We start from the raw sequence: 1,769 nt of genomic DNA on the forward strand, positions 1-1,769 counted from the left end.
GAGCCGCTTATTGAATATTGTAAGCCGCAAGCGGATTACTTGCCTCACCCTGAGGCATGTTTAATTACGGGTATTACGCCACAAGTGGCGATGAAAAAAGGCTTGGTTGAGGCTGAGTTTATAGCAAAAATTCATGCCGAATTTAGCGTGCCAAACACCTGTGTTGCCGGTTATAACAGTATTCGGTTTGATGACGAAGTAAGCCGTTATAGCTTTTACCGTAACTTTTACGACCCATACGAGCGTGAATACAAAAATAACAATAGCCGCTGGGATATTATTGATTTAGTACGTGCTTGTTACGCGCTGCGCCCTGAAGGCATTGAATGGCCGTTAAAAGAAGACGGCAGCCCAAGCTTTAAGCTAGAGCATTTAACCGTAGCTAATGGTATTGAACACGCTGCAGCGCATGACGCGCTAAGCGATGTAACCGCCACTATTGCACTGGCTAAGCTAATAAAAGAAAAACAGCCAAAGCTATATAACTTCTTTTTTGGGCTGCGTAATAAAAAAGCCCTTGCTGAATTGGTTGATGTATTTAACATGACGCCGCTGGTGCATACCACATCGCGCATACCTGCAACACAAGGCTGTACAAGCTGGGTTGCACCAATGAGCTTTCATCCGGTAAATAAAAACGCGGTTATTTGTTTTGATTTAACCCAAAATCCACAAGTACTCATTGATTTAAACGTAGAAGAGTTACGCAAACGCTTATACACCAAACGTGTAGATTTAGCCGAGGGTGAATTACCTGTTGGCTTAAAACTAGTGCATTTAAACAAGTGCCCTATTTTAGCCCCAGCTAAAACATTATTGCCTGAAAACGCCGCCCGCCTTGGGATTGACCGCGAGCAATGCTTAGCTAACTTAGCTATTTTAAAAGCCAATACCGACCTTCGCGATAAAGTAACCGAAGTGTTTAACGAGCAAGGCGATTACAGCGCAACTACTAACGTTGACTACTTACTTTACGATGGTTTTACAAGCCATGCCGATAAAGCTAAATTTGCGATTATTCGCGATGCTAAACCAGATGAATTGGCTGGGTTGAAGTTAGACTTTGAAGATAAAAAGTTTAATACATTGTTGTTTAGATACCGCGCCCGTAACTGGCCTGAAACGCTAAACCAGCAAGAGCTTGACCAATGGCGCCAGTATTGCCAAAACAAGTTAATGCACGGAGAAGATCAACCGTCGATTAATGCGCAAGATTTTATGATCACCCTTGAAAACCTAGCGCATGAACATGACGACAGCGAAAAAAATCTTACAATTTTAAAGGCGTTGTATAACTACGCACAAAGCATGTAATTCGGTGTAGACGTAGAGCTTGCTCACGTGAAAAGCACCGCTTTTAATTACTTAAATAAAACTCTATTCACAAAGAGAAGCGCATGAGGAGTAAATGAGAATACATAAAAGCAATAATCTTTTGATCCATCACTGCCTCTAAAAGCGCAGCGCCTCTAAACCTCTTTGTGAATAAATCACTTTACGGGCTTTGCCCGTCACGCAAGCAAGCTTCGCGTCTTGTATCTCTCATTGATAAATGATTAGCTATCATTTATCACATCGAAGTCAGTGAGCTTGCCTTCGCGTCTTGTATCTCTCATTGATAAATGATTAGCTATCATTTATCACATCGAAGTCAGTGAGCTTGCCTTCGCGTCTAGTATTTAATACTGCTCCGTAGATAAAGCCCTGACTTTCTATTCTCACAAACTGAATGGTATCCAAGCACGCTTTTATTTAAGTAGATGCTGTAT

The 1,769-nt window shown here is 41.8% G+C and carries 1 protein-coding gene; it reads left to right on the top strand.

What is annotated here, in order from left to right; genetic code table 11:
* Nucleotides 1–1,314 (top strand): exodeoxyribonuclease I (gene sbcB, locus L652_RS0105090; RefSeq protein ID WP_024603344.1); only part of this gene is annotated, 1,314 nt, incomplete at its 5' end.
* Nucleotides 1,315–1,769: the final 455 nt, after the last annotated feature.

Source organism: Pseudoalteromonas sp. TB25 (genome assembly GCF_000497995.1).
In the GTDB taxonomy this organism is placed as follows: domain Bacteria; phylum Pseudomonadota; class Gammaproteobacteria; order Enterobacterales; family Alteromonadaceae; genus Pseudoalteromonas; species Pseudoalteromonas distincta.